Origin of the sequence: Morganella morganii H1r, from assembly GCF_000633515.1 — a bacterium.
GTDB classification, from domain to species: domain Bacteria; phylum Pseudomonadota; class Gammaproteobacteria; order Enterobacterales; family Enterobacteriaceae; genus Morganella; species Morganella morganii_B.
Genome location: NZ_AYMP01000038.1, coordinates 1 through 24864 on the forward strand (window position 1 = coordinate 1; position 24864 = coordinate 24864).

At 52.1% G+C, this 24864-nt stretch carries 24 protein-coding genes; 6 read left to right on the forward strand and 18 right to left on the reverse strand.

Features of this window, described 5'->3' with window-relative positions; translation table 11 throughout:
* The coding region (locus tag U868_RS25745; protein WP_205275536.1) for a hypothetical protein at positions 1-210 on the forward strand (210 nt) is incomplete at its 5' end.
* Here the strand turns inward: U868_RS25745 and hemG are convergent.
* Genes hemG through pepQ form a run of 4 tightly spaced genes read right to left on the reverse strand, consistent with a single transcriptional unit; the run spans position 207 to position 4175 of the window.
* Complete coding sequence (gene hemG, locus U868_RS0119090) at positions 207-731, reverse strand: menaquinone-dependent protoporphyrinogen IX dehydrogenase (protein WP_025154667.1); 525 nt, start codon at positions 729-731, stop codon at positions 207-209. The genes U868_RS25745 and hemG overlap by 4 nt on opposite strands.
* A gap of 11 nt (positions 732-742) precedes the next feature.
* A complete protein-coding gene (gene trkH, locus U868_RS0119095) occupies positions 743-2194 on the reverse strand; it encodes a Trk system potassium transporter TrkH (RefSeq protein ID WP_025154668.1) in 1452 nt (483 codons plus the stop codon).
* Positions 2195-2214: 20 nt separating this feature from the next.
* On the reverse strand, positions 2215-2841 hold the full coding sequence (locus tag U868_RS0119100; protein WP_025154669.1) for an IMPACT family protein: 627 nt from the start codon (positions 2839-2841) through the stop codon (positions 2215-2217).
* On the reverse strand, positions 2841-4175 hold the full coding sequence (gene pepQ / locus U868_RS0119105; RefSeq protein WP_025154670.1) for a Xaa-Pro dipeptidase: 1335 nt from the start codon (positions 4173-4175) through the stop codon (positions 2841-2843). Before pepQ ends, U868_RS0119100 begins: the two co-directional genes overlap by 1 nt.
* A gap of 287 nt (positions 4176-4462) precedes the next feature.
* Here pepQ and fadB point away from each other — a divergent pair, with 287 nt between their 5' ends.
* Both fadB and fadA read left to right on the forward strand, forming a co-directional pair.
* A complete protein-coding gene (gene fadB / locus U868_RS0119110) occupies positions 4463-6640 on the forward strand; it encodes a fatty acid oxidation complex subunit alpha FadB (RefSeq protein WP_025154671.1) in 2178 nt (725 codons plus the stop codon).
* 7 nt (positions 6641-6647) lie between these two features.
* Complete coding sequence (fadA, locus tag U868_RS0119115; protein WP_025154672.1) at positions 6648-7814, forward strand: acetyl-CoA C-acyltransferase FadA; 1167 nt, start codon at positions 6648-6650, stop codon at positions 7812-7814.
* 133 nt (positions 7815-7947) lie between these two features.
* Here fadA and fre read toward each other — a convergent pair whose 3' ends face one another.
* The 3 genes from fre to pepE all read right to left on the reverse strand — a co-directional run bounded on the left by fre (position 7948) and on the right by pepE (position 10929).
* Entirely contained in the window at positions 7948-8649 is a 702-nt protein-coding gene (gene fre / locus U868_RS0119120) for an NAD(P)H-flavin reductase (RefSeq protein ID WP_025154673.1), read from the reverse strand.
* Between the two features lie 8 nt (positions 8650-8657).
* Positions 8658-10130 carry a 4-hydroxy-3-polyprenylbenzoate decarboxylase gene (gene ubiD, locus U868_RS0119125; RefSeq protein WP_025154674.1) on the reverse strand — a complete coding sequence of 491 codons (1473 nt, stop codon included), beginning with the start codon at positions 10128-10130 and terminating at the stop codon, positions 8658-8660.
* Between the two features lie 73 nt (positions 10131-10203).
* The gene (pepE, locus tag U868_RS0119130) at positions 10204-10929 is read right to left on the reverse strand and encodes a dipeptidase PepE (protein WP_025154675.1); all 726 of its coding nucleotides are present in this window, start codon (positions 10927-10929) and stop codon (positions 10204-10206) included.
* Between the two features lie 205 nt (positions 10930-11134).
* Between pepE and rfaH the strand changes: the two genes are divergently transcribed.
* A complete protein-coding gene (gene rfaH, locus U868_RS0119135) occupies positions 11135-11626 on the forward strand; it encodes a transcription/translation regulatory transformer protein RfaH (RefSeq protein ID WP_025154676.1) in 492 nt (163 codons plus the stop codon).
* 71 nt (positions 11627-11697) lie between these two features.
* Here the strand turns inward: rfaH and tatC are convergent, their stop codons facing one another.
* From tatC to udp, 10 genes are all read right to left on the reverse strand, one after another.
* Complete coding sequence (tatC, locus tag U868_RS0119140) at positions 11698-12453, reverse strand: Sec-independent protein translocase subunit TatC (RefSeq protein WP_025154677.1); 756 nt, start codon at positions 12451-12453, stop codon at positions 11698-11700.
* A gap of 22 nt (positions 12454-12475) precedes the next feature.
* A complete protein-coding gene (gene tatB, locus U868_RS0119145) occupies positions 12476-13006 on the reverse strand; it encodes a Sec-independent protein translocase protein TatB (RefSeq protein ID WP_025154678.1) in 531 nt (176 codons plus the stop codon).
* Positions 13007-13009: 3 nt separating this feature from the next.
* Positions 13010-13270: a Sec-independent protein translocase subunit TatA gene (tatA, locus tag U868_RS0119150; RefSeq protein ID WP_024475177.1), complete on the reverse strand. Its 261-nt coding sequence runs from the start codon at positions 13268-13270 to the stop codon at positions 13010-13012.
* A gap of 105 nt (positions 13271-13375) precedes the next feature.
* A complete protein-coding gene (ubiB, locus tag U868_RS0119155; RefSeq protein WP_025154679.1) occupies positions 13376-15013 on the reverse strand; it encodes a ubiquinone biosynthesis regulatory protein kinase UbiB in 1638 nt (545 codons plus the stop codon).
* Complete coding sequence (locus U868_RS0119160) at positions 15000-15674, reverse strand: ubiquinone biosynthesis accessory factor UbiJ (protein WP_025154680.1); 675 nt, start codon at positions 15672-15674, stop codon at positions 15000-15002. The genes ubiB and U868_RS0119160 overlap by 14 nt, the downstream gene beginning before the upstream one ends.
* A 1-nt stretch (position 15675) precedes the next feature.
* Positions 15676-16431, reverse strand: coding sequence for a bifunctional demethylmenaquinone methyltransferase/2-methoxy-6-polyprenyl-1,4-benzoquinol methylase UbiE (gene ubiE, locus U868_RS0119165; RefSeq protein WP_004238233.1), 756 nt, complete (start codon positions 16429-16431; stop codon positions 15676-15678).
* A gap of 60 nt (positions 16432-16491) precedes the next feature.
* Positions 16492-17871, reverse strand: a complete 1380-nt coding sequence (gene rmuC / locus U868_RS0119170) for a DNA recombination protein RmuC (RefSeq protein ID WP_430623539.1) — start codon at positions 17869-17871, stop codon at positions 16492-16494.
* A 183-nt stretch (positions 17872-18054) separates the two neighbouring features.
* On the reverse strand, positions 18055-18588 hold the full coding sequence (locus U868_RS0119175; RefSeq protein WP_025154682.1) for a DedA family protein: 534 nt from the start codon (positions 18586-18588) through the stop codon (positions 18055-18057).
* 23 nt (positions 18589-18611) lie between these two features.
* A complete protein-coding gene (locus U868_RS0119180; protein WP_025154683.1) occupies positions 18612-19394 on the reverse strand; it encodes a tyrosine-protein phosphatase in 783 nt (260 codons plus the stop codon).
* 134 nt (positions 19395-19528) lie between these two features.
* Entirely contained in the window at positions 19529-20284 is a 756-nt protein-coding gene (gene udp / locus U868_RS0119185) for a uridine phosphorylase (RefSeq protein WP_025154684.1), read from the reverse strand.
* A gap of 441 nt (positions 20285-20725) precedes the next feature.
* Between udp and U868_RS0119190 the strand changes: the two genes are divergently transcribed.
* Positions 20726-21862: an RNA ligase RtcB family protein gene (locus U868_RS0119190; protein WP_025154685.1), complete on the forward strand. Its 1137-nt coding sequence runs from the start codon at positions 20726-20728 to the stop codon at positions 21860-21862.
* Positions 21862-22470, forward strand: a complete 609-nt coding sequence (gene prfH, locus U868_RS0119195) for a peptide chain release factor H (protein ID WP_036412121.1) — start codon at positions 21862-21864, stop codon at positions 22468-22470. Before U868_RS0119190 ends, prfH begins: the two co-directional genes overlap by 1 nt.
* Before the next feature lie 63 nt (positions 22471-22533).
* On the opposite strand, the gene metE is transcribed toward prfH, so the two are convergent.
* A complete protein-coding gene (gene metE, locus U868_RS0119200) occupies positions 22534-24819 on the reverse strand; it encodes a 5-methyltetrahydropteroyltriglutamate--homocysteine S-methyltransferase (protein WP_025154687.1) in 2286 nt (761 codons plus the stop codon).
* Positions 24820-24864: the final 45 nt, after the last annotated feature.

Here is a 24864-nt window from a genome sequence, read left to right on the forward strand (position 1 = left end):
CCAGCCCCTTCGAGTCAAGCAATAATTTCTTATTTGCCGTTCTCTTTTTTCCTGCCGGACCGCGTGTTAGCGCGTTGTTCCGTGTCAGTGGAGGTGCATTATAGGGAGTCGCTTTCAGAAGACAAGTGTTTATTTCAACTTTTTTTCTGTTCGCCACTTTTTTCACCACAACGGTGTTTTATCCGGCAAAATCCCGGTGATTTGCTTTAAATCTGAACAAACTCAGCAGCAAAGGCTTCAACCTGCTGCCAATCCGTGTATTCCACCTCTTTGGTGGTATCCGTTTCACCTTTTGTCATTTTCATAATCAGGCGGATCATCATGCGGTCAAACCAGCCGTAACGCGGATATAGCAATGCCCCGGCGAATACCGTACAGACGGTCGGCTTCCAGGGGGTTGCGGCCAGAAACTTCCGGACATACACATTTGTCTCCGGTGTCCGTTTCTCCGGCTTGCGGGCTGTCAGGTTCACACCGAAGAAGGCGGTTTTCATCTGATTCAGCTGCACTGCGTGCAACTTCGCGAATTTATCCAGCGCGCGGTTAAAATGACCGTAGCGGATAGATGCCCCGACCAGCACCTTCTCATACGGTGCCAGATTCAGCGGCTGATTATCCTGCAAAGAGCGGACATCACACTCTGCCCCTGCTTTGCGCAGATGCAGGGCAATTTCAGTAATGATTTTTTTTGTCTGCCCGTCATGGCCGGAATAAAGCAACAAGTACGACATGAAACACTCCGTTAATCACGCCAGAACGTCGGCGTCAGCAATACCAGCAAAGTAAAGACTTCCAGACGACCAAATAACATCGTCACGACAAGGATCCATTTCCCGCCCGGATTCAGGGTAGTAAAGTTCTCACCCAGCGTTCCCAGCCCCGGTCCCAGGTTATTCAGTGTGGTGGCTATCGCAGAGAAAGCGGAAAATTCATCAACACCTGTAGCTATCAGTAACAGCATACTGACCACAAAGACCAGTGCATAGGCGGAGAAGAATCCCCAGACAGCTTCGATGATTCGTTCCGGTAATGCCCTGCGGCCCAGTTTGATGGTGTAAACCGCATTCGGATGCACGAGGCGTTTCAGCTCACGCGCGCCCTGAAGGAACAGCAGCATAATGCGGATAACCTTCAGACCACCGCCGGTTGACCCCGCACATCCGCCGACAAATGCCGCACACAGCAGCAGCATCGGCAGGAACAGCGGCCATTTATAGAAACTGTCAGTGGAGAACCCGGCTGTTGTCGCCATCGAAACAACCTGGAAAAATGCCTGGTTGAGGGTTTGTCCCTCCGTAGCATAGACATCAAACTTCCACAAAACCAACGCACAGATCACGACCAGCACAAGCTGAAGGGAAATAAACATCCTGAATTCCAGGTCACGCCAGTAGACACCCAGGCTGCGTCCGGTCAGTACTGCAAAGTGCAGGCCATAGTTACAGCCCGAAATCAGCAGGAAAATGGCAATGATGGTATTAATTGCCGGGCTGTTAAAGTAACCGATACTGGCATCATGAGTGGAAAACCCGCCGATGGCGATAGTGGAGAAGCTGTGGGATATCGCATCAAAAACATCCATTCCTGCAAACCAGAGGGCAATTGCACAGACGATGGTGAGGAACACATAAATCAGCCAGAGCGTTTTTGCCGTTTCCGCAATCCTCGGGCGCATTTTATTGTCTTTCAGCGGCCCCGGCATTTCCGCCCGGTACAGCTGCATTCCCCCGACACCCAGCAGCGGCAGGATAGCAACGGCTAATACGATGATCCCCATCCCGCCCAGCCACTGTAACATCTGCCGGTAAAATAAAATCGCTTTGGGCAGTGTATCCAGCCCGACCAGTGTGGTGGCACCGGTTGTGGTTAAGCCGGAGAATGATTCAAAAAACGCATCGGTCACCGACAGGTTCGGGCGCTCAGAAAAAATAAAAGGTAATGCCCCGACACTGCCCAGTACCGTCCAGAACAGCACCACAATCAGAAAACCTTCTTTCGGTTTTAACTCACTTTTTTTATTGCGGTTCGGTATCCAGAGCAGCAGGCCGATAATCAGTGCCGCCAGAAATGTCTGACTGAATGCTTTACCTGCACCGTCTTTATAGATGAGCGCCACAATCCCGGGAATGATCATGGTGACAGAAAAAATAATGACGAGTAACCCGACAATACGGGTTATGGCGCGAAAATGCATTGCAGCAGAGTCCTCAGAAATCAGTTTCCGGTGGTGTCATCAGGGCATTTAAGCTCAAACATCCCCCGGCTCAGGTCACGTAATTTATCACTAACCTCACTCAGTAAGGTAGCAGGAATCGAAATACGTAACGTCACATCCGCACCGAAATCACTGTTGATTATCGTGCCATCCACCTGCCGAACCACTAATTCTGCCTGGCTGATAAAGCTGTAATCACAGGTTATTTCACATATCACCTGCGGGATTTTGGTTTTCGTCACCAGCAATTTCAGTGCCTGCTGAACCCCGCTGCCGTATGCACGGACCAGCCCGCCGGTGCCTAATTTTATTCCGCCGAAATAGCGGACAACCACCGCCGTAATTTCCCCGATGCCGCTGCCGAGCAGCGGTGCAATCATCGGTTTACCGGCTGTTCCGGTCGGTTCACCGTCATCGGAAAATCCCAGTTGCTGCGAATCATCCGGACGCCCCGCAACAAATGCCCAGCAATGGTGCCGGGCATCGGGGTATTCATCTTTGACAGACCGGATAAATTGCTTTGCTTCATCCACCCCGTCTGTATGCTGCAACAGGGTGATGAAACGGCTTTTTTTTATCTCTTCAGTAAACGTAACCGGCTCAGCCGGTATAAGGTACGATTTCATTAGGGCAGATTCAGATCCCGCGTCATATTTTCCACACTGTTGTCATGGATGATAATGTTATCTTCAATGCGGATGCCGCCACAAGGTTTAAACTGCTCAATACGTTTCCAGTCAAAGTGCTGACTGAACTTACCTTCACGCCACGGTGCCAGCAGAGATTCAATAAAATACAGTCCAGGCTCGATGGTCAGCACCATACGCGGCTCCAGAATACGGGTGCAGCGCAGGAACGGATACATTGCCGGTGCTGCCAGATGTTCTCCCTGATCATTCTGCATAAACCCGGCAGCATCATGAACCTGAAGACCCAGCGGATGGCCAAGCCCATGCGGCAGGAACGGTGTGGTTACCCCTTCACTGACCATCGCTTCCTCAGACATCCCGGTGATGATCTTATGTTTTTTCAGCAGCTTCGCGATGCGGTGATGCATCTGAATATGGTAATCGGTGTAACGGATCCCGGCTTTAATATCACTGATCAGTGACTGCTGCTCATCATTCAGATCAGAGACCAGTTGTGCGAAATCACTATCAGCATCCGCAGCATACGTCCGCGTTAAATCTGCGGCATAACCATTGAACTCCGCACCGGCATCGATCAGGAAGCTGTGCCGTGTATGCGGTGACTTTTTATTCAGTTTGGTGTAGTGCAGAACAGCGGCGTTTTCATTAATAGCAACAATATTGTCATACGGCACATCAGTATCACGATGGCCGGTTGCCATCAGATACGCCATATTGATATCAAATTCACTCAGGCCGGATAAAAATGCCTCGTGGGCGGCAAGATGCCCGTTAACCGCCATTTTCTGTGCTTCACGCATGCAGACCAGTTCATAATCTGTTTTATATGAACGATGAAACGCAAAGAAATCCAGCACCGCTTTCGGGTTAATATGATTGCTGCTGATCCCCAGCGCTGCGGCACGATCGGTATCCGGCCCGATATAGGCAGTGCGGGTTTTATCCTGTGATGCCAGCATGGAGGCAATATCACCGGCATTCTTCAGATGGATAACCTCAACATCGTTTGTCCAGTAAGAAGAAGGTAACGCTTCGACACTGTGCCAGTAATCAACCGGAGAATAGAACCATAATTTCGGTTTATTCACACCATCAGTCCACAACCAGCAATGCGGTACATCAGTTACCGGCACCCATGCTTTAAAATGCACGTTACTTTTAAAGGGATAGTCACGATCATCGAGAAAAATACGTATCGGTTCACCGGAGTGGATCAGTAACGAGTCCAGTTTCTCACGCGCAAGAATATCGCGGGTACGCTGTAATAATGTTGCGATGTGCTCACGGTAGAGGGATGCCATTTTTTCCATGGGAATTAACCTTTTTTCATTATGATAGTGACAAAAGCTTAGCATGATCTCCGCGATGATGGATATGGCAGGCTATGTCATCCCGGTTATTTACCGGGAATCTTCGGCGCGTCACGACGTTTTTCTTTTCTGTTTCTGCATATTGAGACATTTTGCGTGATCTTCAGCGCAAAAAATCATCATTTCATTTGCTTTCGTTAACAAAAAAATCACAATTACCTCATCTGGTCATACCACATGGTGTTCTCATCCTTTACCGGAGCGATGCGATATTTAAGGAGAACCGTATGCTTTATCACAGTGAATCAATAAAGGTCAGCTGGGAAAAAGAGGGAATTGCAAAACTTGTTTTTGATGCGCAGGGAGCCATAAATAAACTGGATACCCGGACAATTGCCTCACTGGATGAAGCCGTTGCCTGCCTTGAACAAACATCACAGCTGAAAGGCCTGATTATTACCTCCGCCAAAGAGAGCTTTATCCTGGGCGCGGATATTACAGAATTTCTGACTCTGTTTAATGCACCGGCTGAACAACTCACTGAATGGCTGAATTTTGCCAACCGGTTGTTTAACCGGATTGAAGATCTGCCCGTGCCGACCGTCACCGCACTGAGGAAATTTACACTCGGCGGAGGATGTGAGTGCGCACTGACAACAGACTACCGCCTCGCCACTGACGATCTGCGTATCGGCCTGCCGGAAACCAAACTCGGGATAATGCCGGGCTTCGGCGGCTCAGTCCGTCTGCCCCGCCTGATTGGCTGCGATAATGCTCTTGAACTGATCACACAGGGAAAAATCGTGACTGCCGGTGAAGCACTGAAACTCGGTCTGGCTGACGGCATTGTGCAGGATGATGAACTGATTAACGGCTCACTGATACTGCTGGAACAGGCTATCAGTGGCCGGATGGACTGGCAGGCACGGCGGAGGCAGAAAAAAGCGGCGTTACAATTACGCTCAGCAGAACTGCAGATGAGTTTAATCACAGCCAAAGCCCTTGTCCGGCAAAAAGCAGGTAAACATTACCCCGCGCCGATGGCTGCGGTAAACAGCATTGAGTCCGGAGCCGGATTACCCCGTGATGAGGCATTACTCTGCGAAACGGCTCATTTTGTTCCGCTGACCCGGACACTCACCGCCGGGGCTCTGGTTTCACTTTTCCTGAATGAACAATATGTTAAAGGTCTTACCCGCCGGCAGACCGCGTTACGTGATGCACCGGAACACGCTGCCGTTATCGGCGCAGGTATTATGGGTGGCGGTATTGCTTATCAGTCAGCTTACAGCGGCATTCCGGTATACCTGAAAGATATTCAGCCTGCAGCCCTGCAGGCCGGTATTGATGAAACGGTAAAGCTGCTGGAAAAACAGTGTCAGTCAGGAAAAATGACACTGGTTCAGGCCGCCGGGATACGCGCCGCTATCCACCCCGTCCGCCATGATAATGAACTCAGTGACTGCGATATTGTGGTTGAAGCGGTTGTTGAGAACAAAGCCATCAAACAAAAAGTGCTGGCCGATATTGAACAACAGGTCAGCGAACACTGTATTCTGACATCAAATACTTCTTCGATCCCTGTCAGTGAACTGGCTCAGGCGCTGAAACGCCCGCACAATTTCTGCGGAATGCATTTTTTCAATCCCGTACCTAAAATGCCGCTGGTTGAAGTAATCCGGGGAGAGAAAACCTCAGACGACACAATCGCCGCTGTGGTGCACTATGCCCACAAAATGGGAAAAACCCCCGTTGTGGTGGGGGATTGCCCTGGGTTTTTTATCAACCGCGTACTGTTTCCGTATCTGAACGCGTTTTCTCTGCTGGTGTCCGCCGGTGCGGATATTAAAGCTGTGGATCGTGTGATGGAACAGGAATTCGGCTGGCCGATGGGACCGGCGCTGCTGCTCGATGTTGTCGGGCTGGATACCGCCAATCATGTACAGCATGTGATGGCTGAGGGCTATCCGGAACGGATGGTCGTTGAAGAGCGCAATGTCATCAGTCTGTTTGCCGGACTGAAACGACTGGGGCAGAAAAGCCGTCTCGGGTTTTACCGCCATACTGATGACGGCAAAGGCCGCCTGCAGAAACAGCCCGATGAACAGCTCGAAGAAGTACTTGCACCGCTGGGACGCACGCCCCGTGACTTTACGGCAGACGAGATTATCGACCGTCTGATGATTCCGATGGTGAACGAGGTTATCCGCTGCTACGAGGAAGGCATAATCAGCAGCCCGGCCGAAGCAGACCTGGCGCTGGTTTACGGTCTTGGCTTTCCGCCGTTCCGGGGCGGTATTTTCCGTTATCTGGATGATACCGGCACCCGCGCTTTCTGTGAAAAAGCAGAGCAATACAGCGCACTGAGTCCGCTTTATGCCATTCCGGACAGTCTGCAGGCACATGCTGTTAATAACACACCTTATTATCCGCAACCGGATAGTCACCTTGTTACTGCACAGTGAGGTTTATATGGAAAAAGTCATGATAATTGATGGTCTCCGCACCTCAATGGGACGTTCAAAAAACGGTATTTTCCGGCATGTGCGGGCAGAAACTCTCTCGGCAGAAGTGATGAGTTCGGTGATAAAACGTAACAATATCAATGCGGCTGATATTGATGACATTATCTGGGGGTGTGTGCAGCAGACCGGGGAACAGGGGTTTAATATCGCCCGTCATGCCGCCCTGCTGACAGATATTCCGCATACGGTGCCGGCGGTTACCGTTAACCGCCTGTGCGGTTCATCAATGCAGGCCCTGCATGATGCCACCCGTCTGATTCAGACCGGTGACGGCAAACTGGCACTTGCAGGAGGCGTTGAACATATGGGTCATATCCCGATGACACACGGTATCGATATCAACCCCGCCGCCGCACTGCACACCGCCAAAGCGTCCGGCATGATGGGACTGACAGCCGAAGCACTGGCGCGGCAATTTTCTGTCAGCCGTGAGTCACAGGATGAATTTGCTCTGCGTTCACATCAGCGGGCCGCACAGGCATTCCGGGATAACAGATTCAGCCGTGAAATCCATCCGGTTCAGGGGCATAACCAGGCCGGAGTACCTGTCATTGTCACCCGGGATGAAACCGTCCGCGATAACGGCAGTCTTGCTGAGCTGGTCGCATTGCGTCCGGTGTTTGATCCGGTCAGCGGTACGGTCACCGCCGGTAATTCCTCCGCAATTTCAGATGGTGCCTCAGTAACGCTGCTGGCCGGGGAGCACTATGCCCGTGAGCATGGTTTATCTCCGCGGGCAGTGATACGGGCAATGAGTGTTACCGGCTGTGAACCGGCACTGATGGGGTACGGCCCGGTACAGGCAACACAGGCAGTTCTGAAAAAGGCCGGGCTGACGCTGGCAGATATTGATGTTATCGAACTGAACGAAGCCTTTGCGGCACAGGCACTTGCCTGCCTGAAGGGTATGGGATTATCCGACTGTTATGATGACAAAGTGAATCTGCATGGCGGCGCGATTGCTCTCGGGCACCCGCTCGGCTGTTCCGGCACCCGGATCATTAATTCACTGCTGACAGTCATGGAGCAGCGGGATGCACAATTCGGGCTGGCAACGATGTGTATTGGTTTTGGTCAGGGGATAGCAACCGTGATTGAACGTGTCCGTGGCTGATCACTGAGAACGTTATAAATAACAGCGACGTTTTCTGCTTCATCTCACCACACAAGAACGTCGCTGACACTGCTTTAACCGTTTGGCTGACCTGTTATCAGCATTCTCCCGCCGTCAGGGGGCGGGATTTTCTTTAAATAAACTCGAATGCATCACCAAACAGGTGATCGGCATCCGCACCGCGCTCCTGGCAGAAACGCTCACGGGCGATTTTGGCCATTTCAAAACGTCCGGCAATATAGATGTCTTTTCCGGCCAGCGAACCAAAATCATCCAGAACCGCGCTGAGCACAGTACCGGTTCGACCGCGCCAGGTATCATCCGGCTGTTCAACAACAGGGATAATTTTCAGGTTCGGATGTGTTTCGGCGAGCGCCTGCAATTCACCAAGGTCATAGAGATAAACATGCTCTCTGGCACCCCAGTAAAATGTGATGTCACGCTGCGGATTTTCTTCCAGTGCCGCCAGCAGAACAGAACGGGTGTAAGAAAAACCGGTTCCTCCGGCAATCAGGAGCATCGGTGCGTCACTGTTTTCCCGGAACCAGGCGTTGCCGTGCGGGATATCAATGGTCACCCGCCGGTTATCCAGGATCCGATCCATCACCGCCATCGCATAAAGATTAAATTCGGATGCACCGATGTGCAGCTCAATTTCCTGCCGGGATGACGGCGCGGATGCCATTGAGAACGGGCGTTTGTCCCGTTCATCCATCACTACCATCAGGTATTGCCCGGCTTTGAATGAAAAATCACCATCCGGTAATAATTTTATGCGGTATACCGTATCCGTTATAGATTCAACAGAGGTAACTTTGCAGTTTAACGTTGCCATGTGCTCCCTCAATTATCGAGAATATGTAATTCGTCCCATATGGCGTCAACACGCTGTCTGACTTCATCGGTCATAACAATCGGTTTGCCCCACTCGCGCGAGGTTTCGCCGGGCCATTTATTTGTTGCATCCAGTCCCATCTTCGACCCCAGCCCCGATACCGGAGATGCAAAATCGAGATAGTCAATCGGGGTATTTTCCATCATGACAGTGTCCCGGGCCGGATCCATCCGGGTCGTGATCGCCCAGATCACATCATTCCAGTCACGGGCATTGATATCATCATCGCAGACAATGACAAATTTAGTGTACATAAATTGCCGTAAATACGACCAGACTCCCATCATGACCCGCTTTGCATGTCCCGCATACTGCTTTTTCATGGTGACAACGGCCAGGCGGTATGAACACCCTTCCGGCGGCAGATAAAAATCGACAATTTCAGGAAACTGTTTCTGCAGGATCGGCACCAGCACTTCATTCAGTGCCACACCCAGAGTTGCCGGTTCATCCGGCGGACGGCCGGTATAGGTTGAGTGATAGATAGGTTCATCACGCTGGGTAATATGTGTGACCGTAAAGACAGGGAAATCATCCACTTCATTATAATAACCGGTATGATCCCCGTACGGCCCTTCCGGTGCGGTTTCACCCGGCTCAATATACCCTTCAAGAATAATTTCAGCCCCGGCAGGAACTTCCAGGTTATTAGAAATGCATTTCACCACTTCGGATTTATTACCGCGCAGTAACCCTGCAAAGGCGTACTCGGACAAGGTATCCGGAACCGGCGTCACCGCGCCGAGAATTGTTGCAGGATCAGCACCCAGCGCCACTGCAACCGGGAAACGTTCTCCCGGGTGTGCCTGACACCATTCCTGAAAATCGAGTGCGCCGCCGCGATGCGATAACCAGCGCATAATCAGTTTATTTTTCCCCAGCACCTGCTGGCGGTAAATGCCCAAATTCTGGCGATCTTTAAACGGCCCGCGGGTGACGGTCAGTCCCCAGGTAATCAGCGGTGCCGCATCATCCGGCCAGCAGTGCATCACCGGGATTTTTGTCAGATCCACATCATCGCCGGTGAAAACATGCGTCTGACACGGCGCGGAGCTCAGCCGCTTGGTCGGCATATTGAGAACCTGCTTAAACTTCGGCAGCTTATCGATAAGATCACGGAACCCTTTCGGCGGATCCGGTTCTTTCAGGAAAGCCAGCAGTTTACCGACATCATGCAATGCTTTGACATCCTCCTGCCCCATTCCCATCGCAACCCGTTTGGTTGTGCCGAACAGATTACAGAGCACCGGCATTGAATAACCTTTCGGATTTTCAAACAACAATGCAGGGCCGCCCGCACGCAGTGTGCGATCAGCAATTTCCGTCATTTCGAGGTAAGGATCGACTTCAGTTTTGATCCGTTTAAGCTCGCCCTGACTTTCCAGAATGGTGAGAAAATCTCTCAGGTCCCGATATTTCATTATGTTATTAATCTGTCAGCAGGTGGAAGGGACTCTATTATAGGAATCCCGCCCACTGTTACAAGTACAGGGATCAGCGGCAGCGGAACGGAACCCGGTCTGCCAGGGCGCTGGTATCGAATTGTTCCGGGAATGTTTTGTTGTGCTGAAAGAGTTTAAATCCTTCATTTTTGCCGCTGAAGTAGTGCAGCTCATTTCCGGTAATATGGAAACCACTGCCTTCACGCAGCGCCACAACAATCTCATCCGGATTAATGGCACAGAATTCCGCAATCCGCTCATCACGGGTTTCACCCATATGACCGCTGATGACCGCGTCAATATAGTGAGGGTTAATCTGAACAGGGAACAGCCCCAGAGACGGCATCACCACGCAGTTACGTACCGGCATATCATTGGTGGTCCGGATGCTCGGCGTGGCAACATTACACCCGGCACTCCAGCCGATATACGGAATATTCCGTTCACGAACCGCGCGCTGGATTGGCACAACCAGACCATTTTCATGCAGTAACTGATTCAGCAGCCAGGTATTTCCGCCGCTGACAAGAATACATTCCGCATTTTCGACAGCCTGAACCGGGGAATCAAAATGTTCGATGCAGGTAACATCAATCCCCAGCGCTTCAGAGAGTTCACGGGCACGCTGATCGTGATCAGCGCGGATAACCGCATAGGCAATCAGCACTGCAGAGCGGATCCCGCGGGTTTCTATCATTGTCCGGATGCGATCCTGTGCATAGCTGAGCCATTGCGGGTTACCGGAAAGTTTGCCGTTACTGAGTAAAAAAATGTCCATCGACATTGCCCTTATTATTCTGTCATTATAAATATAGTAATTAGTTTATAACTCATTAAATGACATCATTCTACGGTAAAAAGCAAATCAAATAAGGGACTGAATTCACACTCATTTGTCTTAAATAGCCATTTGTTGCATTCATAGTAAAACAAATTTGTTATTATCAGGCTTTATATAAGCCCCGTTTGTGTTGGATAGCGTAATGAAGGATTGGTATTTATTGTACTGCAAACGCGGACAGCTTCCGCGGGCAATGGAACATTTGCGGCGGCAGCAGGTGGAATGCCTGACACCGATGGCGAACATTGAAAAAGTGGTTCGGGGCAAACGTGCGACAGTCAATGAGCCTCTGTTCCCGAATTACCTGTTTATCTCTTTTGATCCCGAAATTATTCATACAACCACGATTAACTCAACGCGCGGCGTCAATCATTTCGTCCGTTTCGGGCCGCTGCCTGCAGTTGTTCCCGCATCATTGATTGAAGAGCTGAAAAATGCCGAATGTATCAGTCTGTCGGAGCAAAATGTACCGCAGCCGGGAGATATTGTGGAAATCACTGAAGGGATGTTTAAAGGACTGGAAGCGATTTATCAGGAACCGGACGGCGATACCCGCTCAGTTTTGCTGCTGACACTGATCAGCAAAGAACTGACCAAAAAGGTGGACAACACCAGCTTTATCCGGAAACGCTGAGTATTTTCCGCTTCCCGGAAACAAAAAAACCGCCTGTTGTTAAGGCGGTTTTTACCTGACGCAGTATCGCGTTACTCTTCAGCTTCTTCATCCTGCGGTTGTTCTTTACTGCGCGGTACATAGAAACGGGCAAAGAACACACCGACTTCAAACAGCAGATACATCGGAATCGCCAGCAGTGTCTGCGAGAACACATCCGGTGGTGTCAGCAGCATCCCCACCACAAAAGCCCCGACCAGAATATACGGCCGCTTGTGCTTCAGTGAGGCAACGGTCGTCGCACCGCTCCAGCACAACAGAATAATGGCAATCGGCACCTCGAAGGAGATACCAAACGCCATAAACAGCGCCATGACAAAGCTGAGATAGTTATTAATATCTGTCGCAATGACCACATCCTGCGGAGCTGTCGAGGTAAAGAACCCGAACGCCAGCGGGAAGACAACAAAATACGCGAATGCCATCCCCATATAAAACAGCACAGTGCTGAAAAACAGCAGCGGCATTAATAACCGGCGTTCATGCTTATACAGTGCCGGTGCGATAAAAGCCCAGACCTGATACAGAATGTACGGTGCCGAAATAAAAATGGAAACCATAATGGTCAGCTTAATCGGCGCCAGGAACGGTGATGCAACATCCGTTGCGATCATGTTCGATCCCTGCGGCAGTTTGCTCACCAGCGGCGAGGATACCAGCTGATAGATATCATTTGAGAAATACGCCAGCGCAACAAACACAACAAAGACTGCAATCAGGCTGTTGAGAATGCGTTTTCGTAATTCGATTAAATGAGTGATCAGCGGTTGTGTGTCTTCAACAGCCATAACGTACTTTTACCGTAATCTATTAGTGTTTCTGTGAATCTGATGCCGCAGAGGTGACCGGTGACGGTGCAGGTTCTGTATCACTGACTTCGGGTGACGGACGGGCCGGGATTTCTTCTGCAGCAACCGGGGATGGTGCTGCCGGAGCCGGATTTTCCGCCGCCGGAGAACCGGCTGATGCCGGGCGGGCAGACGGGATGTCAAGTTCCTGATCAGCCAGTGCTTCCGGATCGAGCTGCTTTTTCAGTGTATCCGCCGGTTCCTGATAAGAGCGGCGTAATGTATCAGCGGCTTCTTTCAGTTCATCCATCGACGCCTTCAATTCAGGTGAAATCGCTTTACCGGCCTGCTCTTCCATCTTTTTCAGGTTATCCTGCAACTCCTGAAGTTTGAGTTCCTGGGTCAGCTCATTCTGCACATTGGCAGCCATTGAACGCATCACACGGATCCAGCCGGCTACTGTCTTCACAGCAACCGGAAGGCGTTCAGGCCCCAGAACCACAAGTCCGATAACCAATACTAAGATCAGTTCACCAAAACCGATGTCAAACACGGGTTATACCTGCTCTTTGTTTTTATTCTCTGGCTGCTCAGCTGAATCAGCTTTCTTTTCTGCGATATTTTTTTGTTCAAAATCCGCATCTTTTCCAGCTGTTGTTGTATCTGCTTTGTTCTGATCGTCATCACCGATGGCTTTTTTAAAGCCTTTGATAGATGCGCCTAAATCAGATCCCAGGGTACGGAGTTTATTTGTCCCGAACAGGAGTACAACAATCACAGCAATAATTAACAATTGCCAAATATTAATACCGGCCATTAGTTTTACCTCAAATTGATATGGACCTACTTACTTCATTATATACAACCACAGCCGTATACGGAAATACACAACATCGGCTGAAACCTTGCTTTAACTCAATCTTTACTTCATTTTACCGGATTGCCACCATCCCGTTACCCAGGTGAGACCACCAAAAAACATCAGAACCCATGGTGCAACAGGTGCACCGGCCAGATAGAACAGCCCGGCGCAGATAAACAATGTCGCGCCGATACCCAGTGCAAAATTCGCTTTCCGCTGAGCGGCCTGCTGCTGTTTCATCTGCTCTGCCAGCCGATCAACACCGGACTGCAGGCGGCGCTGCTGCTTAAGACTGTCATACACCAGTTCCGGTAATTCCGGTAGCTTTTCTGCCCAGAACGGTGCTTTTTCTTTAATGTTGCGGATCACGGCTTTCACGCCAATCTGGCTTTTCAGCCACGACTCCAGGAACGGTTTCGCGGTTTTCCACAGATCCAGCTGCGGATAGAGCTGACGCCCGAGCCCTTCAACATACAGCAGGGTTTTCTGTAATAAAACCAACTGCGGCTGTACTTCCATATTAAAGCGCCGGGCAGTATTAAACAGATTCAGCAGCACATGGCCGAAAGAGATTTCTGCCAGCGGTTTTTCAAAAATCGGTTCACATACCGTACGGATAGCAAATTCAAAATCTTCCACATTAGTATCCGGCGGCACCCAGCCGGAATCCACATGAAGCTCGGCCACTTTGCGGTAATCACGGTTAAAGAAGGCAATAAAGTTTTCCGCAAGATAGCGCTTATCTTCTTTATTCAGTGAACCGACAATACCGCAGTCGATACCGATATACTGAGGATCGTCAGGATGCTCACGGCTGACAAAAATATTGCCCGGATGCATATCCGCATGGAAGAAACTGTCGCGGAAAACCTGAGTGAAGAAGACCTGAACGCCACGCTCGGCTAACAGCTTCATATTAGTGCCCTGCTCATGCAGAGCCGCAATATCGGAAACCGGAATACCGTAGATCCGCTCCATGATCAGCACATTTTCGCGGCAGAGATCCGGATAAACCTCCGGCACATAGAGCATCGGGCTGTTTTCAAAATTACGCCGCAACTGAATGGCATTAGCCGCTTCGCGTTGCAGATTCAGCTCATCCAGCAGTGTTTTCTCATACTCGCGCACGACCTCTTTCGGCCGCAGACGTCTGCCGTCCGGTAACAGGGGAACCATATCAGCCAGGCGGTACATCAGGCGGATATCAGCCTGGATCACCGGCAAAATATCCGGACGGATCACTTTCAGTACCACCGCCTGTCCGTTTTCTTTCAGAACCGCAGTGTGCACCTGGGCAATCGAGGCGGATGCCAGCGGTGTGATATCAAAATCATCAAACCAGGTTTCCACCGGCCCTTCCAGGGCATCCTCAATGGTTTTCTTTGCCAGATTGCCGTCAAATGATGAAACGCGATCCTGCAACAGCGCCAGCTGATCAGCAATGGCCGGCGGGAACAGATCCCGGCGGGTGGAAAGCATCTGCCCGAACTTTATCCATACCGGCCCCAGCTCCTGAAGCGCCAGACGCAGACGCTCACCCAGCACTTTATCTTTATGCTTGTTCGGCATCCAGAACAGTGAACGCCGCCAGAGACGTATCGCCCAGCTCAGGCGGTTTTTGGGGATCAGCTCATCCAGCCCGTAGTTCAGGAGAGTGCGGATGATAAAATAGAGGCGTTTTATTTCACTCGGTCTCATACCCGCTTCCTGTTCTTTTTTCCAGACGGGCAAGGCGCGCCTCAAGTTCATCTGCGGTTTGTGCAGCATCCGCAACTTCATCACAGAAATGAGCGGCTTCCAGTGCAGAAGGAGCAAGCGCCCACTCACGGGTGACCGCACCGGTCAGATACTCCTGCTGACGGCATACCGTACGACGGATAAACTGCCCGCCTTTTACGGCAATCTGAGTCAGGGTCTGCGCGGCAATATCACCGGTATACGGCGCCAGATAATGTGCCGGATCCCATTCCGCCATATCCAGCAGCGCTGAAAAGTGCTGAATGACCTGCATATCGCCGTCAATAATGACATCACCCTGCCGGATAAGGGCGGAAAGCTGTTGTTTGTCTTTCAGTTTCAGCAGAGTGAGAAAACGGGTTTGCAGCACACAGTCCGCCGGGTCTTCCCAGCGGGAAATCACATCCAGCTGTTTTTCACTGAAAATCAGCGTGAACTGCATATCCGGTTCTGTCAGCCGCAGCGTCAGTGTTTTTCCGGTCAGACGGGCGCGGGCCGGTTTCAGTACACTTTCGCTGTACAGCAGCCGGTTGAGCACCGTTTCCAGAAATCCGGCAACCACAGGATAAAGAGCCTGCGGACTGACAGGAGACGGGATATTTTCTGCAAACGTATCAGACATATCAGAATTTGAACCCTTTATGCAGTGCCACAATACCGCCGGTCATGTTGGTGTAGGAGACATGCTCAAAGCCGGCATTTTCCATCATGCCTTTCAGGGTTTCCTGATCCGGATGCATGCGGATGGATTCGGCAAGATAGCGGTAGCTGTCCGCGTCATTCACAACCGCCTGCCCGATACGCGGCAGCACGTGGAAGGAGTATGCGTCATATACTTTACTCAGCGGTTCAATCACCGGTTTGGAGAATTCCAGCACCAGCAGACGACCGCCCGGTTTTAACACACGAAACATGGAGCGGAGTGCTTTGTCTTTATCAGTGACATTACGCAGCCCGAAAGAGATGATGATGCAGTTGAAGTAATCATCCGGGAACGGCAGTTCTTCGGCGTTCGCCTGAACATAATTCACATTGCCGACAACCCCGTGGTTACGCAGCTTTTCCCGGCCCATTTTCAGCATGGAGTCGTTAATATCCGCAAGGATCACCTGCCCGTTTTCACCGACCATACGGGAGAATTTTGCGGTAAAATCACCGGTTCCCCCGGCAAGATCCAGCACCCGCTGACCACGACGGACACCACTGGCATCAATAGTAAAACGTTTCCAGACACGATGGATGCCGAAAGACATCAGGTCATTCATCAGATCGTATTTTGCGGCAACAGAATGAAAGACGTTTGCCACCATACCTGCTTTTTCGTTTCTGTTAACAGTGCGAAAACCAAAATCGATTGTATCCCGGGATTGCTCTTCCATTCTCTTCTTGCCTGTTTTGCCTGTGTGCATGAATTAGTGATCGGAAAAGTGTATCAGCCTTTACCGCAAAACCCTATGCCCATTGTGTTGTTCTGCGAAATTAGCCGGAACCTCCGGCAGTTCATCCGCGCCGGTATCTTGTTGTTCACTGAGGCGGGCTTTCTGTACCAGAATTTCATCCAGCGGGCGCTTTACCTCAACCCCCAGTTCACGGAAACCTTCTGCCTGTGACAGCAGATTTCCCCGGCCGGTGGTCAGTTTTTTCATCGCCCCGTGGTATGTGCTCTGGGCTTTATCCAGCGCCTGGCCGATACCGTCCATTTCCTCGGTAAACAGGCGAAGCTTGTCATAGAGACGGGCAGCCCGCTGTGCGATCGCCTGACTGTTTTCATGCTGATGTTCATAACGCCAGAGGTTGGCGATTGTCCGCAGTGCCACCAGCAGTGTTGACGGGCTGACCAGCATGATATTGCTTCTGAGGGCTTCATCCAGTAAGACACTTTCCTGCCCGACTGCCGCCAGAAATGCCGGCTCGACCGGGATAAACATCAGCACATAATCCAGTGAGTTAATCCCGCTGAGATCCTGGTATTCTTTGCGGCTCAGACCCCGGATGTGCTGACGCACAGAGTTGATGTGTTCCGTCAGTGCCGTCTGCCGGGCTTCCGGGGTGTCACTGTTGAAGTAACGCTCGTAGGCTACCAGCGATACTTTGGCGTCCACAATCACCTGCTTGTTCTGTGGCAGGTAAATCACCACATCCGGCTGATAACGGCTTTGCTGTTCATTTTTCAGGCTGACCTGGGTGGCGAATTCATGGCCCTCGCGCAGACCGGAGGCCTCTAGGATACGGGCAAGAATGGTTTCCCCCCAGTTACCCTGCATTTTATTGTCACCTTTCAGAGCATTGGTGAGGTTGACCGCTTCCTGCGCCATCCGCAGATTAAGCTGTTGCAGGCGCTGAATTTCATGTGTCAGAGTGTGGCGTTCACGGCTTTCCTGGCTGTAACTTTCCTGAACCTGCCGGTTAAAGTTATCCAGCTGTTCACGGAAGGGACGCAGCAGCATGGACAGACTCTGGCGGTTGAGTTCATCTGTCCGGCGGCCGCTCTGTTCAAAAATACGGGCGGCCAGGTTTTCAAACTGAGTATTCAGGCGCTGCTCACTGTTAAGCAGCAACCGCTGTTTTTCTTCAGCAGCCAGGCGGCTTTCTTCCAGCCGGGTGGTCAGCTCACGGATTTCCGCTTCCTGCTGTGCGCTGATATGACGGGCATTTTCCAGTGATTGTTCACTCTGCTCTCTGGCCTGCTGCCAGTACGCAGCCTGGCGCCGGGTTTCATCCAGCAGAGCCAGTTGCGCAATATTGTCCTGTAACAGCCGGTTTTTGTCCGTCAGCCGCTGTTGCAGGCTGAACCAGACCACACCGCCGCCCAGCAGAATTCCGCTCAGAATGCCGATAAAACCATAAAGCCACTGAATATCCACGATGGCCGTCTCCTCCGCGAGTCACTTACGCCGCTTACGGTAAAATAGCACTGTACAGATGTCCACTGTCTTTTTGCTGTCCGCCGTTTTTTTCGGCGCGTCACGCAAAATTCAATGTAATCCGGTGAAAATGCGGTGCTATCCGCCCATCAGTCCGGCCATCCATTTCAGCCCGAACGCGCCGGGAGCCAGCAGGCCGAATGCCCAGATCACGGCAGAGGACAGGTTCGCCAGCTGAAAGTGACGCTGCGGCATCGCGCAGATCCCGGCCACCAGCGGTACCACGGCGCGGAACGGTCCGAAGAAGCGCCCGAAAAATACCCCCCATATTCCCCATTTTTCAAAAAACTGATGCCCTCTGACCAGGGTTTGCGGGGAGCGTGAAATCGGCCACATATGACGGACATTGTCCTTGTAGTAGTAGCCGATGTAATAGGAGATCCAGTCGCCGGCAAAGCCACCGGTGGCCGCCGCGAGGAAAACCGGCATAAAATTCAGCCCGCCTTCCCCGATCAGCGCCCCGACCCCGAGCAGAATCACCGTTGCCGGGAACAACAGGGAAAGAAATGCGAGAGATTCACCGAATGCCAGCACGAAAACAATCGGCAATGCCCAGAACTCATGTTCACGGACAAATGCGGTGACGGTGGTAATAATATCTGCCGGTGCCAGAGAATCCCCCTTACTGTCTGAGTTTACTCAAGGAAATGGTTACGGATTTTGTCGCGGACTGCTGTTGTCAGCCCGATATCTTTCGCCAGCCAGGTATCAATACTGCCATAATGCGAGTGAATGCTTTTCAGTGCGGTATTCAGAAAATCAGGCTGTACGGAGTACACATAGGCGAATTTCTCCACCACCGCTTCCGGCATATTTTTCGCGTGCTCTGCCAGCAGTTCATGGCGGTACGGCGCCAGCGTGTCATTGGTCAGCAGGTAATCTTCCATCACCATATCGGTATCCGCGCCAAGTGCAAACAGCACCAGTGCCGACCCCACACCGGTCCGGTCTTTGCCGACCGCACAGTGCTGCACAATGCCGCCTTTTTCCGGGTTGCGCAGCATATCACCGAGTGCATGATACGCCGGGTTGCCCAGCGGCAGCAGTTCATAGAGGCGCAGCATAAAGGCTTTCGGATCAAACTCCGTCAGTGCTTCATTGCCGAGCTTCTCAAGGTTTGCATCCACTTCCTTTGACATCGGATTTGCCGGTGCGTTCGTGTACAGCGCACCATTCCACAGGCGATCCGGTTTATCCGCAATTTCGCCGCTGTCGCGGTAATCCAGGATCTGAAACAGATTCTGCGCGGTCAGCCGGGTTAAGTCGTTGTCGCTCAGGCGATCCAGCGCCCCGGCACGGAACAGCAGGCCGGGTTTGATTTTACTGCCGTCCGGCAGCACTTTGTTTCCCAGGTCCCGGAAATTGATCCCGCCGTCGAGCGGCAGTACGGAAGGATGCGGTAATGTCTGTCTGGTCATTGATACCTCTTTATCATTATTATCAGTATGTTCGGCACGATCACTGTATCAGATATACAGAATGAATGATTAAAAAAAAAGCCGCACCACCGGAAAACCCGGCGATACGGCTTGATTCATGAAACCGGTAACGATCAGATGAGATGACGGGCGGCTTCCACCACAATATCCAGGGTATTGGATTCGGTTTTCTTCATCTTCGCTTCATCAGGAATTTCCTGCTGGGTGCGGTTAACGATAACCCCTGCAACCATCCCGGCACGCAGCCCCTGGCTGGCACACATGGTCAGCAGTGTGGCGGATTCCATTTCAAAGTTCATCACGCCCATTTCCTGCCATTCTTTCATTGATCCTTTGAACCGGCGGGTCACACGGCCGCTGAAAGTATCATAACGCTCCTGGCCCGGATAGAAAGTATCAGAAGAAGCGGTCACACCAATATGAACGGTGGCTTTGGCTGCTTTCGCTGCATTTACCAGCGCGGTGGTACATTCAAAGTCAGCCACGGCCGGGAACTCCATCGGCGCAAAGTGCAGGCTTGCACCATCCAGGCGCACCGCCGCCGTGGTCACAAGGACATCACCGACATTAATGCTTTCCTGAATCGCACCGGTGGTACCGATACGCAGGAACGTGCGGATCCCCAGCTGTGCCAGTTCTTCCACCGCGATAGAGGTGGACGGGCCGCCGATGCCGGTTGAGCAGACGATGACCGCTTTGCCGTCCAGTTCACCGCGCCATGAGGTGAATTCACGCAGAGACGCGAGATGAACAGGGTTATCCATCAGGCGGGCAATTTTTTCGACCCGGTTCGGATCGCCCGGCACGATAGCCAGCGTTGCACCCTGTAAATCTGCTTTAGTCAAACCTAAATGAAATACATCAGCCATCCTGAACTCCTTAGCGAAAAAATGATTATTGAGGATACTGTAGCGTGCCACTGCACAAAATTTAGTGATTATTATCACTTCATTGATACGTTTCTATGAATCAATTACATAAAAATGAGATTCAAATCACATAAACAGCAGTTTATGCTGAAAATGTCGCCGGACTGCTCTGTGAAAAAGCAAAACACGGGTTGCTTTTTTATCCGCCTCACTCTACTATCCGCACCATTCCGGCACGCGATGCGTGCTGACCTGTCACTTTCAGAACGTAAGGAGGTTCATATGACAACATTACTGTGCACTCTTTGCGGGCTCCTGCAGAACTGATTATCACACCGGTATTACAACGTTATTTTCCGTATTACCCGTCCCTGTTTCCTGTCTGTTTCTTCCTGACTGCCCGCCGTAAACCCGAATTTTCACTATTTTCCGGAATGGATTATGGGCAATTATATGCATTTTGTCGCGCCGGGCGTCTCTTATATCGCCTCGGATGCGACGTGGATCGAAAGTAACGCGATTCAGCAACTGATCACCACCGCACAATTACCGGGTATGACGGCAGTTGCCGGTATGCCGGATCTGCATCCCGGCAGAGGCTATCCGGTGGGTGCGGCATTTTTCTCTGAAGGCCGTTTTTATCCCGCGCTGGTCGGTAACGACATCGGCTGCGGTATGGCGCTGTATCAGACTGAGCTGAAAATCAGCAAACTCAACGCAGACAAAGCGGAAAAGCAACTGCGCAGCATGCATGACCATGCGGATGCAGACTGGCTGGCAGAGCATGTGAGCGATCACTTCGCATCACATCCGTTTGCCGCCTCTCTGTCTTCTGTCGGCGGCGGAAATCATTTTGCTGAGTTTCAGCAAATCGATAAGGTCTGTGATGACGGGCTGTTTGCTGCGTCCGGGCTGGATAAACAGCGGGTGATACTGCTGGTTCACAGCGGTTCACGCGGACTGGGGCAGAGGGTTCTGCGTCATCATGTTGAGCAGTTCAGCCACAACGGGCTGACAGAGAACACGACGGAAGCGGCAGAATACCTGACTGCACATCAGCAGGCGCTGGATTTTGCACAACACAACCGGGCGCTGATTGCACTGCGGATGATGCAGCAGCTGCGTACCAAAGGAGAGGCGGTACTCGATATCAATCACAACCTGGTGGAGGCCTGTACGGTGAACGGCCGTGACGGCTGGCTGCACCGTAAAGGCGCCACCCCGGTGGATCATGATTATGTGGTGATCCCCGGCTCACGCGGTGATTACAGTTATCTGGTGAAACCGCAGGCAACCGCTGACAGCCTTTACTCTCTCGCACACGGCGCAGGGCGTAAATGGATGCGCACCGAGTGCAAAGGACGCCTTTCTCACCGCTATACCCCGGCACAGTTATTCCGCACCGATCTCGGCAGCCGGGTGATCTGTGCCAATAAGCAGCTGATTTATGAGGAAGCACCGCAGTCCTATAAATCCATTGAGACAGTGATTGAAAGCCTGTCAGGTGCCGGGCTGATTACCGTGGTGGCGCGGCTGAAACCGTTGCTGACCTACAAAACGAGCGGGGAGTGCTGCTGATGTTATTACAGTTTTCTGCCGCTCACGGCCCTGAGGAATGCTGTCTGGCAGTGAAGCACGCGCTGCGTCTCTTTTTGCAGGAGGCCGCACAGTCAGCGGTCACCGTGACTATCGCGGAGGAAATGCCGTCACAGGACGGCCTGCATTCCGTCCTGCTGTCACTGGACGGAGAGTCTGCTGATGCTCTGGCAGATCGCTGGTGCGGGACATTGCAGTGGCAGTGTGCCAGCCCGCTCCGCCCGAAACACCGGCGTAAAAACTGGTTTATCGGCATCCGCCGTTTTACTGCGCCGCAGGCGGTATCAGACAGTGAGATTGTCTTTGAACGTCTGAAATCACAGGGGCCGGGCGGCCAGCATGTGAATAAGACAGAATCCGCTGTCCGTGCCACGCACATTGCCACCGGTATTACGGTTAAAGTGCAGTCTGAACGCAGCCAGCACGCCAACAAAAAACTGGCCTGCCGTCTGATTGAATGGCATCTCAGCCAGTATCAGCAACAGCAGTCCGCATCACTGAACGGCGAGCGTCACCGGTCACATCACCAGATCGAACGCGGCCGGGCAACACGCTGTTTCAGCGGGCCGGATTTTCGTCCGGTCAGCTGACAGCGCATAACACAAAGCCGGTCATCACTGACCGGCTTTTTTCTTCTTTTATATATAATAAACTCAGCGGGATGTCAGCGGATTTTCCCGCAGACGGCGCGCCGCTTCCACCATGTTTGCCAGAGCCTTGCGGGTTTCATCCCAGCCGCGTGTTTTCAGGCCGCAGTCCGGGTTAACCCACAGGCGCTCCACGGCAATCTTATCCGCCGCTTTGCGCAGCAGGGCTTCAATCCACTCCACTTCCGGCACATTCGGCGAGTGAATATCATAAACACCCGGCCCGATCTCATTCGGATAATCGAAATCTTCAAATGCTTCCAGCAGTTCCATATCCGAGCGGGATGTTTCAATGGTGATCACATCCGCATCCAGCGCCGCAATAGAATCCATAATGTCATTGAATTCGCAGTAACACATATGGGTGTGGATCTGAGTGTTATTCTCCGCGACCGCCGCATTCAGCCTGAAGGCATCCACCGCCCAGGTGAGATACTCCGCCCATTCTGCCCGGCGCAGCGGCAGCCCTTCGCGCAGTGCCGGTTCATCGATCTGGATAATACCGATCCCGGCTTTCTGCAAATCATCCACTTCATCACGCAGCGCCAGAGCAATCTGTTTGGCAATGGTTTCACGGCTGACATCCTCGCGCGGGAATGACCAGCAGAGAATGGTCACCGGCCCGGTCAGCATGCCTTTCACCGGCTTGCTGGTCAGGGATTGCGCGTAGGTTGCCCAGTCAACGGTGATCGGTTCCGGACGGCTGATGTCCCCGATAATCACCGGCGGTTTCACACAGCGTGAGCCGTAACTCTGCACCCAGCCGTTTTGCGTAAAGACATAGCCGTCGAGATGCTCGCCGAAATACTCCACCATGTCATTACGTTCCGCTTCACCGTGAACCAGCACATCCAGTCCGAGCCGTTCCTGCTCATTAATCGCCTGCTTAATATGTTCGGAGATATTAGTACGATAGAACGCTTTATCAATATTCCCTTTTTTAAAGTTCAGGCGCAGCCCGCGGATTTCCGTGGTTTGCGGGAAAGATCCGATTGTGGTGGTCGGCCACAGCGGCAGATTAAAACGGCGGCGCTGTTCCTCTGCACGTTCGGCATACGGTGCGGCGCGTTCGCTGTCGCGGGCGGTTACCGCAGCCAGCCGGGCGGCCACCGCCGCATTGTGAACGCGGGAAGAATCGCGGCGGCGGGTAATCGGAGCACTGTATTCCGCCAGCGCGGCGATATCATCTGCCGAGCCGCTGTTGACCGCGCGGGTCAGCAGAGCCAGTTCCTCACATTTCTGCTGTGCGAAGGCAAACCAGCTTTTGACTTCTTCATCCAGTTTGGTTTCACCACGCAGATCAATCGGGCTGTGCAGCAATGAGCAGGATGTGCCGATCCACAGGTCACGTTTTCCGGCCAGCGGGGCGATTACATCATATTTTTGCCGCAGATCGGCACGCCAGACATTGCGCCCGTTAATCAGACCGGCAGAGAGCAGCCAGTCCGCCGGTAATGCATCGTGGATAGCCTGAATATCATCACCGCCCGCGACGAAATCGACGTGCAGCCCCTGCACCGGCAACTCACGGATCAGCGGTAAGTGATGACTAACTCCGTCAAAATACGTGGTCAGCAGCAGTTTTGCATGTCCCTGCAAAGCATCATATGCCGTGCAGTAAGCATCCTGCCACTCCGGCGGCAGATCCAGCACCAGCGCCGGTTCATCAATCTGAATCCACTCAATACCGCGCTGCGCCAGTTTTTCCAGCACGATTTTATAGGCTTCTAACAGTGACGGCAGTAATGATAAGCGGTCAAACTGAGCCCCTTTCACTTTACCGAGCCACAGATAGGTCACCGGGCCGAGCAGCACCGGTTTAACCGCAAAGCCCTGCTCCAGCGCCTCATCCACTTCATCAAACAGCTGCGGCCAGCTCACGGTGAAGGTTTGACCGCGCTGAAACTCCGGCACAATGTAGTGATAGTTGGTGTTAAACCATTTGGTCATTTCCGCCGCAGCGGCCGGTTCACCGGAAGGCGCACGGCCACGGGCGATACGGAACAGGGTATCGAGATCAATTTTCCCGTCCGCACCGGCATGGCGCGGCGGCACATTGCCGAACAGCAGGCTGGTACCGAGAACATGATCGTACCAGGCGAAATCCCCGACCGGTAATAATTCAACCCCGGCCTCTTTTTGCAGCTGCCAGTGACGGCGGCGTAATTCGCGGCCGGTATCGCGCAGCTCATCCTGTGAAATCTGCCCTGCCCAGTAACCTTCAAGCGCTTTTTTCAGTTCTCTTTTCAGACCGATACGCGGAAAACCCAGAGTGTGATTATGTGTCGTCATAAAAAATCCTATCATTTAGCCATCCAGATGTTTACACATCCATAA